The organism is Kitasatospora sp. NPDC091335, from assembly GCF_044757205.1.
In the GTDB taxonomy this organism is placed as follows: Bacteria; Actinomycetota; Actinomycetes; order Streptomycetales; family Streptomycetaceae; genus Kitasatospora.
Genome location: NZ_JBIVUM010000002.1, coordinates 823,529 through 834,962, shown reverse-complemented (window position 1 = coordinate 834,962; position 11,434 = coordinate 823,529). Strand labels below are relative to the sequence as shown.

Below are 11,434 nucleotides of genomic sequence, written 5' to 3'. Positions count from 1 at the left end.
GGGGCCGTCGGGGGGGCGGCCGGTTTTTTTACCCACCCCCCCCGGCCTCGGCCCCCCCCCCCCCCCCGGGCCCCCCCCCCAACCCCCCCCCCCCCCCCGCCCCCCCCCCCGGCCCCCCCCCCCGCCACCCCACCCTCCCGAAAGCCCTCCCCCACCGAGCTCCCCCGCAAAGCCCGCTCCAGATCCCGCAGAGCCTGCCCCACCAACCGAACCCCCGCCCGCACCACATCCCGCTGCACCCCCGCCGGCGCCCCCGCCAACTCCCCCTCCAACCGCGCCTGCGCCTCCCGCACCGCCCCGAACTCCACCGGCTGCCCCGTCAGCAGCGCCGCCGCCGCCAGCGCCGTCGCCAGCCGCAGCTCCTCCGCGTACTCCCCCGTCCCCGGCACCGGTTCCGCGTCCCCCGCCGGCAGATGGGCCTCCAGCAGCACCGCCGCCCGCCCGAGGGCCCCGACCGCCGCCCTGGCCCGGTCGATCTGCCGCCGGCTCACCCCGGCCAGCCCCGACTCGTGCCGCCCCGGCTCCGCGTCGGCCCGCTGCATCGCCTGGAGCAGCTCCGACCGCGCCTCCCGCGAGTCCAGCAGCGCGCTCCGCACCGCCCGTCCGCGCGGCGCCGCCGGCTTCTCGTAGCAGGCGATCACCGCCCCCGCGTACCGTCCGGCCGCCGCCAGCCACTCGGCGAGCCGTTCGCCCAGCCTGGCGGTCTGCCAGGTCGGGAACAGCGCGTACGTGACGAGCGCGATCGACCCGCCGAGCAGTGTGAGCCCGACCCGCTCGAACGCCGTCACCAGCGGGTTCCCCTCCTGCAGCCCGAGCAGGAACACCACGTACGTGGAGATCCCGACGGTGGTCAGCGCGTACCCGGTGCGGAAGGCCAGGTACGACCCGCCGATGCAGAGCACCGCCAGCCCGGCCAGCACCCACTCCCCGGGATGGGCCAGTTGCACCACCAGCGTCGAGACGGCGACCCCGACCACCGTCCCCGCCAGCCGGGCCACGCCCCGGCTGTAGGTCTGGGCGAAGTCCGGCCGCATCACCATCGCGGCGGTCATCGGCGCCCAGTACCCGTGGTGGAACCCGACGAGCCTGGCCAGCAGGTAGGCGGCGGTGACCACGCCGGTGAGCCGGACGGCGTGCTGGAAGATCGCCGAGCGCGGCCGCAGCTGGCGCCGGACGGCCCGCGCCGCGACCGGCAGCATCCGGGCGATGGTCGGCTTGCGCAGCGACCCGCCGGCGCCGACCACGGGCGTGGTGATGGTGTCCTCGTCGTTGCGGTCCAGGGTGTCCGCGGCCTTCCGCAGCAGCCCGCCGAGCCGCCGGGCGGAACGCCTGGCCGCCCCCTGGAGCCGCGGCCCGTCGTCGGAGCCGACCAGGGTGAGCGAGGGCGCGGAGCGGGGGAGCCGGACCGGGTCGCCGGTGCGGACCGCCCGGGCGAGGGCGTCCATGACCTCGGCGGAGGCCGCCAGCACCTCCCGGGCCCGGTCCCGCCCTGGGCCTTCCTCGGGGGCGCCCACCTTGGGGTCGGCGAGCGCGGCGAGGGTGGGCCTGATCCGCTCGGCGATGCCGCGCAGGCCGCGCAGCTCGGGCGGCCGGTGCCGGTCCTGCCAGGGCGTGAGGGCGGCCGCGTGGCGGGCCGTCATGAACGGCTCCGGGTCCACGTGCGCGGTCGGGTCCTGCCGCAACCGCCGTGCGTAGTCGGCGAGTTCGGCGTAGGTGTCGGCGAGGGCCTCCCGCTGGGCGGTCCAACTCCCGATCGGCCAGACGGTGATGACGACGGCCTGGGCGACCCCGCCGAGGGCGGCGACCAGCCCGTGGCCGAGCGCGGTGGCCGTACTGACCGGGAGCTGTACGACGATCAGCATCACCGAGACGGTGTTGGTGGCGACCACTCCGGCGGTGGGCCCGATCGCCCAGGACAGTCCGGCCCCGAAGGCCCAGACCGCGAGCAGCACCGGGAACAGTCCGGGGACCCCGGCGGCCACGTAGCCGAGGAAGGTGCTGATGCCGAGTCCGGCCCCGGCCGCGACGGCCAGGCTGGCCCGGGGCCTGAAGCTCCGCTGGAAGGTGGCCGAGCCGGCGATGAAGGCGCCCATCGCGGCCGAGGTGGCGAGCGCGGGCCCGCCGAGGGCGAGGGTCGGGAAGAGCACCAGCGCCACCGCGACCGCCCCGCGCACCGCCCGCTTGGGGTCGGTGAGCGCCCGGTCCAGGGTGAGCCCGGTCCGCGCGGTGTCACGAAGTGCGGCGAACCAGGACATAGCGACATCCTAGGGGCCCCAGGCCGCCGACCGCCGCCGGATCCCGCTCAGCCGCGCCGCCGCCCACAGCAGCGCCCCGGTCGGCAGGAACACCGCGTCCGCCGCGATCATCGCCAGCGAGAACACCGGCAGCCCGAGCACCACCGCGACCCCCGCGTGCTCCAGCATCATGACGGCCACCAGCACGTTCTTGACCCGCCGGTTGAGCAGCGTGAACGGGAAGGCCACCTGGAGGATCACGGTCCCGTACGAGATCAGGAAGACCGGCAGCAGCGCCGAACCGACCAGCGCGGACAGTCCCGGCCAGGGGGCGAAGTAGTCCAGGTGCAGCGGGTAGTACAGCGCGGTACCGTCCTGCCAGCGCGAGCCCTGCACCTTGTACCAGCCCGCCGTGGCGTAGATCAGCACCACCTCGGCGGCGATCACCAGCATCGCGCAGTTGTGCACCATGTTCGCCAGCGCGTCGAGCACCGCCCGCACCTCGCCGTCCGGCCGGAGCCGGCCGAGCGTCCACCAGAGCCCGGCCACCGCCCAGAGCCCCCAGAACAGCGGCGACCAGCCGACGTACGGGAAGGTCCGGTCGGTCCAGGTCAGGCTGCCCCCGGCGAAGCCGCCGAACTGGCAGACCGCCAGGACGGCCCCGAGCACCACCCAGAGCACCACCCCGGTCCACCCGGGCCGCGGTCCGGCGGGGGGCGCCGCCCGGCCGGAGGCTCGGCGGGCATCCAGCGACCAGACCTCGGCGCAGCGGGTGAAGACCAGGTAGACCGCCATCAGGTGGACCACGTTGTCGCCGCCGTCGCCGAGGAAGACGTCGCGGTTCTGCAGCGACAGCACGGTGACCAGGAACAGCACCGTGGCCGCCCTGGTCCGCCAGCCCAGCAGCACCGCGAGGGCCGCCGGCAGCGCCAGCAGGTAGACCAGTTCGAACCAGGGCCGCCCGCCGAACCAGGGCAGCACGGTGAACGCCCCGCTGTCGTTCAGCAGCCGCTCGGCGAGATCCATCGACCAGGGGGAGCGGTCGCCGTACAGCACCCGCCGGTTGGGCCACTCACGCAGCAGGTGGGCCAGCCAGACCAGCCCGAAGCCGATCCGCACCACGGCCGCCTGGTGCCGGCCGAGCGCCCGTCCGGTGAAGGCCTCCATCGCCCGGCCGAGCGGTGCCCCCGCCCGGCGCGCCGTCACCGGCGCCCCGGCACCCGCCTGCCGCGGCACGCCGCCCGACGGCCCCACCACGTCCGGCAGCGCGGCCCGCACCGCCGCCTCGTCGTTCATCCGAGCAGCCCCCGGTAGTCCTCGTCCGCCACCGGCCACCACGGCAGTTCCCGCACCCGGGGCGCCGGCGGGGCGGTCTCGCCGCTCCAGGACGGCGGCGGGACGGTGGCCGCGGTCGACCGGAACTGGATCTCCAGGACCCGGTCGCCGTCCGCCTCCCGGCCGATCCGCTGGAGCGCGATCCGCTTGAGGTACTGCTCGGCGAGCTTGCCGCGCGGGGAGTTCGGCGTCTCGTCCTGCGGGTTGTGCGAGCCGTCGTAGAAGTCCCAGGCCCGCCGCAGCAGGTTCTGCTCGACGTGACTGGGCGCCGGGTTGCCCCGTATCGCGGCGATGTCCTGGGCGGTCAGCCCGATCCAGTCGTGGGTGCGGGTCGCCCCGCCGGGCGCGACGGTGCGGACCCGGGCGTCCACGCCCACGTTCTGCTGGAGCGGGTTGGGCGCGAACAGCTTCCAGTTCTGCTCGAACTCCGGGTACACCACGCCGTCGACCTCGTCCCGGTACTGCCGGGACACCGTGTTGGCGGGCGCGACGTGCAGGAACACCGCGGCGAGGAACAGACCGGTGCCGCCGGCCAGCAGCGCCCCGGCGAGGCCGAGGACCGACTGCGCGGGCCGCGACCAGACCCGCCCGCCGGCCGGCCGGTCCGCCGTCTCCGTCATGCCCTCCCCCGCCCCGTCCGCGGGCGCCGCCGGCCCGCTGCCGACGCGCTCGCGCGCGCCCATCCTGCCCTACCGGGCAACGGGCGCCGGGCCGGTCCTCAGAGGACGAAGGCCTCCTGGCCGGTGCTGCTCACCATCGGACGGCCCGCACCCTGCCAGGCGTGCATCCCGCCGTCCACGTTCACCGCGTCCCGGCCCTGCTGCACCAGGTACTGGACGACCTGCGCGGAGCGGCCGCCGACCCGGCAGAGCACGTACAGCTTCTCCTCCGGCAGCTCGCCGAGGCGGGCGATGACCTCGCCGATCGGGATGTGCAGCGCGCCGTCCACGTGGCCGGCGTCCCACTCGTCCTGCTCGCGCACGTCCAGCAGGGCGGCGTCGGCGGGCACGGCGGCGGCGTCGGCGGAGGGGATCTGCGGGAACATCGTGTGGCTCTCCTGATGGGGGTGCCTCCCAGCCGAAGGCCGGGGGACGGTCGGATGCGTGTCATTGTCGCCCACCGGCGCCCGGCCGCGGGCCCCGGTGGCCCGGCCGTCCGCCGGAGCCGGGCCGTCACCGAACAGCCGCTCCAGCTCGGCCTGCCGCTCGGCCGCCTTGGCCAGCAGCTCTTCGGCGAGCTGCTCCAGCAGCCGGTCCGGGTCCTGCGGGGCGAGGGCGAGCAACTGGCCCATCGGGGTCTGCTCCAGCCGGACCTGCTCGGTGGCGGTCTCGCCGATCTTGGCGGTCAGCCAGTCCAGCCGGCGGCGCAGCCAGTCCGACCGGTCGGGGGCGTCGGCGGCGGGCGCGGCCTCCGGCGCGGTGGACCACTCGGCGGCCAGGCCCTCCAGAGCGGCGGCGTCCCCGTACGCGTAGGCCTCGTTGACCCGGGCCAGGAAGGCGGCCCGGCGCTGCTGCTCGGCGGGTTCCGTGGTCAGGTCCGGGTGGGCACGGCGGACCAGCTCGCGGTAGATCCGCTGGGCCTCCTTGCCCGGCCGCACCCGTTCCGGCGCGGCGGGCGACGGCGGGGCCGCCTCCCCGTCCCGGCCGGACTGCTCGCGCACCGAGTCGAACAGCGCGTCCAGGTCCGGCAGTTCCTCGACCTGCCGACGCGCCTCGGCGGCCCGGCGCAGGTCCTCCGGCAGGCCGGTGCGGGCCGCGACGGCCTCGGCGACCAGCGCGTCCAGCTCGTCCAGCCGGGCGTAGAGCGGGCCGAGCAGCTGATGGTGGATCAGCGCGAAGTTGTCGATCTCGACCCGCAGCGTCTGCACGTCCACGTCCATGCTGAGCCAGGCCAGCTCGGCGGCGGCGACCCGCTCCTCCAGCTGCTGCTGCTCCGGGTCGGTCCAGCGGGCGGGGCTCTGCGCGCTCACTTCTCGCCTCTGTCTCGTCCGGCCGGCTGCGTCCTGCGGGACCACCCGTACGGGCGGTCCGGCCTGCCACCCTACCGCCGTGGCCACCGGCCCCGTCCGGATGAACCGGGGGTGCGGACCGGCGCGCGGCGCGTGACACGCAACCGATCCTGAGGAATCTCCCCGTTTCGGTGTCGGGTCCGGCCCGGTCCGTGCTTCGCTGGTACCCACACAGCGTGCCTTCCTCCGGAGAGACGGCCGCCCCCGGGCGCGGTGGCCAGGCGGGAGCAGAGCGGATCCATGGTGGCCGAGTCCAACCCCACACCGCGGCAGGCGGGCGACGGAACCACGCCGGGCGACCACCCGGCGGGCGTGGCCGCCCTGGTCCGGCTCGCCCCCGTCCTGGTCGACCGGTCCGGCCGGATCGCCCAGTGGGGGCGGGCCGCCGAGGAACTGTTCGGCCACCGCGCCGAGGTCGCCCACGACCGGCCGGCCGCCGGACTGCTGCCCGCCGTGGAGTCCCGGGTGCTCGACCGGTGTTCCGTCCGCCGCCACTGCGACGCCTTCGACACCCTCGCCGAGCGGACCGCCGACGGCCGCCCCTGGATCGGCCGGCTGACCGTCACCGACCGCGAGGAGCACCAGCGCGACGTGCTCTGGTGGGCCTACCCGCTGCCCGGCCCGTCCGGCGGACTGCTCGCGCTGGCCGCCGACGCCCGGCCGCTGCGCACCGCGGGGCCCCGGCTCGCGCTCGGCGAGCGGCTGCTCCCCTTCGCCGCCGCCCCCGGCACCAGGGGCGGCTTCCACACCGTGGCCCCCGCGCTCACCCCGGCCGGCCGGCCGGTGCCCGACCCACTGGCCCGGCTGCTGCCCGCCGCCCACCGCGCGGCGCTGCTGGCCGCCCTGGAGCGGGGCGGGCTGCCCGCCCTGCGGCTGGACCCGGCCACCGTGCTGCCGGTGCTGCCCTCCGAGGCCCAGACCGGTACGGCGCAGGCGGCCGCCGGCCTCGGCCGCCGCTACCCGACGCCCCAGCAGCGCGCCGCCAGGGTCGGCCCGCCGCCGCAGCCCGAGCAGGGCGCGCCCGGCCGCCGGGCGCCCGGACCGCTGCCGGTCCAGCGCGAGCCCGCCGAGCGTCCCGCCGCCGCCCGGCCCCCCGCGGCCCAGCCGGTGGCCGCCGGCGGCGCGCCCGTCCCGCCCCCGGCCGCCGGCCCCGAGGTGCCCCCACCCAGCGCAGGAGCCGTCGCCATCGAGCCGTCCGCCGTCGAGCCCGCCGCCAACGGCCACCCCCCGCTGTGCCCCGGCCAGGCCCCGCCCGCCGCCGTCCCCGTCCCGGTCCCGATCCCCGCCCCCGCGGGCGGCGACAACGCCTCCCGCGGACGGCTGGGCCCGTTCCTCACCAACGGGCAGGCCGGCGAGCAGCTGGCCCTGCTGAACGAGGTCGGCGGCAAGGTCGGCACCACGCTGGACCTCGGCTTCACCGCCCACGAGCTCTGCCAGGTGCTGGTCCCCCGGGTCGCCGACTTCGCCTGCGTGGACCTGGTGGACGGGCTGATCTCGGACTCCGAACTCCCGGCCGCCCGCCCGGACGACGACACCATGCTGCGCCGGGTCGCCCTGGTCTACAACGAGACCGGCGGCGCCTGGGACCACGTGCTCTCCGAGGGCTCGCTGGTCAGCATGCCCCGCCGCACCCCGCCCGGGATGGCCCTGCAACTGAACCAGCCGGTGCTGGTCCCCGTGGTCAGCCCGGACGTCGCGGTCGACTACGCGATCGCGCTCGGCGGCGCCCGGCTGGTCCCGGTGGTATCCGGCCGCTCGATGCTGGTCGTCCCGCTCTCAGCCCGCGGCACCGTGCTGGGCATCCTCAAGCTGCTCAGGCTGCCGGACCGCGCCCCCTTCGACGAGAGCGACGCGGCGACCCTCAAGGAGCTGGCCGTCCGCGCCGCGCTGTCGCTGGACAACGCCCGGCTGCACCGCGCCGAGGCGAGGGTCGCCACCACCCTGCAGCGCTCGATGATCCCGACCCGCCCGCCGCAGATCCCCGGCGTGCAGATCGCCCACCGCTACCTGCCGGGCGATCCCAAGGCCGAGGTCGGCGGCGACTGGTTCGACGCGATCCAGCTGCCCGGCAGCCGGGTCGCCCTGGTGGTCGGCGACGTGATGGGCCACGGCCTGCACTCGGCGGCCGCGATGGGCCGCTTCCGCACCGCCATGCAGACCCTCGCCGCCCTGGACCTGCCGCCCGGCCAGCTGCTGCGCCACCTGGACAACCTGGCCCACAAGCTCGGCGACGACCACCTCGCGACCTGCCTGTACGCGGTCTACGACCCGATCAACCGGACCTGCGAACTGGCCAGCGCCGGCCACGTCCCGCCCGTCCTGGTGCACCCGGACGGCACCGGCGAACTGCTGGAGATCCCGGCCGGCGCGCCGATCGGCGTCGGCGGGGTGCCGTTCGTCGCCAAGACCATCGACGTCTCGGACGGCTCGATGCTGGTGCTCTGCACCGACGGCCTGGTCGAGGTCAGGGGCGGGGACATAGGAGCCGGCCTGGCCGCGCTCTGCGGCAACCTGATCGACCCGCGGCAGAGCCCCGAGCAGGCCTGCGACGAGGTGCTGCGCCGGCTGCACACCGACGACCGCAAGGACGACGTCGCCCTGCTGGTGGCCCGCTTCGACGGGGTCGCCCCGTCCGAGGTGGCCACCTGGGACCTCACGGTGGACCACCGCGAGGTCCGCCGGGCCCGCTCGCTGGTCCGCGAGCAGCTGGCCGGCTGGCACCTGGAGGCGCTCAGCGACACCACCGAGCTACTGGTCAGCGAGCTGGTGACGAACGCCGTCCGGGTCGCCAGGGACACCGTGAAGCTCCAGCTGATCCGGGTGGACAAGCTGCTGGTCGAGGTCAGCGACGACAACCACAACCTGCCCTCGCTGGAGCCGGCCGAGCAGTTCGGCGAGACCGGCCGCGGCCTCACCCTGGTCACCAAGCTCGCCGAACGCTGGGGCACCGCCCGCAAGGCGGTGGGCAAGGTCGTCTGGTTCGAACTCCCGCTCCCGCACGCCTGACCGCCGGCCGGACGCCCCGGCACGCCGCCGCACGCCGAACGGCCGGGTACGGACACCCGTACCCGGCCGCCGAGGCGTGATCGTCACCCGTCAGGGGATGACGGCCCCCGCCGAACGGCGCCGCCGGGCCTCCGCCGCGACCTCCATGGAGGCGGCCGCGGCCACCGAGGCGGCGGCGCCGACCCCGGCCAGCACCCTCGGCCAGAAGTCCCCGAAGACCTCGACCGAGACCGCGATCAGCAGCGCGGTGATCACCGCGACCACGTGTTCCAGGCCTGCCAGGTTCGGCAGCACGACGGCCTCGCCGATCATCACCGCCACCACCAGGCCGCCGGTGAACCAGGCCCGGCAGCGGAACGCGATGCAGATCGCCAGCGCCACCACCGCGGCCGACGGCCCGGTGTCCCGCACGTAGGCGACCCACTTCGGGAAGCCGAACAGGTGGTGCGGCCCGATCGCCACGCCGACCCGGGCGAACAGCGTGCCCGCCAGGGTGCAGGTGTAGGCGACCACCAGGGTCAGCCGTCGGCCGAGCACGATCTCGGCGATCGCGAAGACCACGAACACCTGGGCCAGCGCCCCCCAGACCGGAAGGTCCAGCGCCGGTACGTACAGGGAGAGCGGAGTCCGCAGCAGCGAGACATCCAGCGGCAGCGCCGCCCGCACCACCCCGATGTTGTTGACGAAACGCTCGCCGCCCGGCAGGTGCTGGACGATGCTGAACAGCAGGATCAGAAACGTCGCCACGGTGGCCAGCGGAACGGCGGCGAACTTCTTTCGCACCACCGATTCCCTGACCGTCGCGAACAACGTTCCCCACTCCGCGACAGCGGCCGATCCGGCAATTGCCAGTGGCCCCTTTCGCACGCCCCCCGCGTGGGTCCTGTGAATCACAACCGGTTCTCCGAATCCCCGAACTCTCGACTACTCCAACACTAGAAGCCCGCCGACAGAGCCACATCGGTATGAATGGGGACCGGGGTCATCCTCAGGGGGGAGGGTGATCCCCCCGGTGGACCCCCGATCGGCCGACCGGCCCCCTCCGCCCCCCGACGGAGGGCTACCCCTTCCCGTCCCGTGCCGCCACCGGAACGCGGGGCGCCACCACGGCGGCCCCGGCGTGCCGGCGACGGAACAGGGCGGGCAGGCTCGGCGCGACGATGAAACCCTCGGCGCGCGCGCTCGCGAGGCCGATCCGCGGAATCTCGCTGCTCTTCTCGAAGAGCAGGTACCGCGGTTCCCAGATCGGCCGGTACTTGGCATTGGCCCGGTACAGCGATTCGATCTGCCACCAGCGCGAGAAGAACCCCAGGGTCGAACGCCACAGCCGCAGCACCGGCCCCGCGCCGAGACGCGAACCGCGCTCGAAGACCGAACGGAACATCGCGAAGTTCAGCGACACCCGCTTCAGCCCGATCTCCTCGGCGCGCTGCAACAGCTCGATGACCATGAACTCCATCAGGCCGTTCTCGGTGTCCCTGGCCCGGCGCATCAGGTCCAGCGAGAGCCCGTCCGGGCCCCACGGCACGAAGCTCAGCAGCGCCTTGAGCTCGCCGTCCCCGTCGTGGCACTCCAGCATCACGCAGCGGCCGTCCCCCGGGTCGCCGAGCCGGCCGAGCGCCATCGAGAAGCCGCGCTCGGTCGCCCCGTCGCGCCACTCGTCGGCCTTGGCCACCAGCTCGGCCATCTCCGCCTCCGAGATGTCCTCGTGGCGGCGGATCCGCACCGTGTACCCGGCCCGCTTGACCCGGTTGTAGGCCTGCCGGACCACCCGCATCGCGCGGCCGTCCAGCGAGAACTCGTCCAGCTCGACGATCGCCTCGTCGCCCAGCTCCAGCGCGTCCAGCCCGTGCCGGGCGTAGATCACCCCGGCCTCCTCGGAGGCACCCATCACGGCCGGCGCCCAGGCGTGCTCCCTGGCCTCGGACAGCCAGGCGTCGATCGCGCCCGGCCAGGCCTCCGGGTCGCCGATCGGGTCGCCCGAGGCGAGCGAGACGCCGCCGATCACCCGGTAGGTGACCGCCGCCTTGCCGCTGGGGGAGAAGACCACCGCCTTGTCCCGGCGCAGCGCGAAGTAGCCGAGCGAGTCCCGCTCGCCCTGCCTGTCCAGCAGGCAGCGCAGCTTCGCCTCGTCCTCCGGCGTCAGCAGCTCCTTGCCGCGCGGGCTGCGGAAGGCCACGTACAGCACCAGCAGGAAGAGCACCGCGCCCATCGCGTTGATCGCCGCGTTCACCCAGGTCGGGGCGGTGATCACCGAGCGCAGGTGCTCGGACGGGGTGATGGTGATCATCCGGCCGACCGAGTACCGGAAGAGGTCCCAGAAGCCCGCGCCGGACAGCTCGTTGGTCAGCCAGACCAGCAGGGCGCCGACCCCGCCGCCGAACACCAGGCCGCCGACGAAGGTGGCCGCCGCGGTCTTCGGGTTGGAGCTGTCGCCCTTGGAGGTGAACTCCCTCCGCCCGATCAGCAGCGCCAGCACGAACAGGCAGGTCAGGATGGTGGAGAAGTAGTTGAGCGGGTGGGTGTCGAAGCGCTCGCCCGGCACCAGCATGACCGCCGGGTACAGCAGCGCGAACATGCCGCCGAGCGCCGTGTTGAAGATCCACGCGGCCCGCTTGCGCCTGCGCATCGCGATCGCGAGGAACACCGACAGCACCGCGCTGGCCAGGCCCGCGGTCATCAGGTACGGGGTGAAGTACTCACCCTCGTTGTGCTCGCTGACCTGGACGCGGAAGGGCACCAGCAGCACCGTCGCCACGTTCAGCAGCGCGATCAGCCGCAGGTACCAGACGGAGGCCGCGGCGGCCCTCGGGCCCCAGCGGTCGAGCACGCCGCCGGGACGGGGCCCGGT

At 75.1% G+C, this 11,434-nt stretch carries 7 protein-coding genes; 1 reads left to right on the top strand and 6 read right to left on the bottom strand.

Features of this window, described 5'->3' with window-relative positions; translation table 11 throughout:
* From ACIQOW_RS08695 to ACIQOW_RS08680, 4 genes are all read right to left on the bottom strand, one after another.
* A partial coding sequence (locus ACIQOW_RS08695; protein ID WP_401081291.1) for an FUSC family protein occupies window positions 1-2,255 on the bottom strand: 2,255 nt, incomplete at its 3' end.
* 9 nt (window positions 2,256-2,264) lie between these two features.
* Window positions 2,265-3,530, bottom strand: coding sequence for an HTTM domain-containing protein (locus ACIQOW_RS08690; RefSeq protein WP_401081288.1), 1,266 nt, complete (start codon window positions 3,528-3,530; stop codon window positions 2,265-2,267).
* Window positions 3,527-4,189: a DUF5819 family protein gene (locus tag ACIQOW_RS08685; protein ID WP_401081285.1), complete on the bottom strand. Its 663-nt coding sequence runs from the start codon at window positions 4,187-4,189 to the stop codon at window positions 3,527-3,529. Before ACIQOW_RS08685 ends, ACIQOW_RS08690 begins: the two co-directional genes overlap by 4 nt.
* Window positions 4,190-4,287: 98 nt before the next feature.
* Entirely contained in the window at window positions 4,288-5,538 is a 1,251-nt protein-coding gene (locus ACIQOW_RS08680; protein ID WP_401081282.1) for a rhodanese-like domain-containing protein, read from the bottom strand.
* 279 nt (window positions 5,539-5,817) lie between these two features.
* Between ACIQOW_RS08680 and ACIQOW_RS08675 the strand changes: the two genes are divergently transcribed.
* The gene (locus tag ACIQOW_RS08675) at window positions 5,818-8,583 is read left to right on the top strand and encodes a SpoIIE family protein phosphatase (protein WP_401081279.1); all 2,766 of its coding nucleotides are present in this window, start codon (window positions 5,818-5,820) and stop codon (window positions 8,581-8,583) included.
* Window positions 8,584-8,673: 90 nt separating this feature from the next.
* Here ACIQOW_RS08675 and ACIQOW_RS08670 read toward each other — a convergent pair whose 3' ends face one another.
* Entirely contained in the window at window positions 8,674-9,366 is a 693-nt protein-coding gene (locus tag ACIQOW_RS08670) for a hypothetical protein (protein WP_317620028.1), read from the bottom strand.
* A 277-nt stretch (window positions 9,367-9,643) separates the two neighbouring features.
* Entirely contained in the window at window positions 9,644-11,413 is a 1,770-nt protein-coding gene (locus ACIQOW_RS08665) for a phosphatidylglycerol lysyltransferase domain-containing protein (RefSeq protein WP_401081378.1), read from the bottom strand.
* Window positions 11,414-11,434: the final 21 nt, after the last annotated feature.